Consider the following 229-nt stretch of genomic DNA (forward strand, 5'->3'; position numbering starts at 1 on the left):
GTCAGCGACCGTCATGCCATCGGCACCCGGCGCCCCCTTGTTGCTGACTACGCGCTTATACGCACGCCTGAGGTTGGCCGGTGCAAGCACCCGCTCCATCAGCGTGTCCGGCTCCGCGTTCGTCCACGCCACTGACGCCGTCGATACCTTTGCACTGCCAGGCATCACCCTCGGCTTCTGGCCGGGACTCGGGATGACAGTTTCCGCTGTGGGAAATTTCTGCATTACG

The 229-nt window shown here is 63.3% G+C and carries 1 pseudogene; it reads right to left on the reverse strand.

The annotated features are described in order from the left end of the window. Positions 1-229: pseudogene (locus tag SB765_RS34560) on the reverse strand (group II intron reverse transcriptase/maturase); the annotation flags it as partial.

Source organism: Pseudomonas sp. SIMBA_067, assembly GCF_046534675.1.
Lineage (GTDB): Bacteria > Pseudomonadota > Gammaproteobacteria > Pseudomonadales > Pseudomonadaceae > Aquipseudomonas > Aquipseudomonas putida.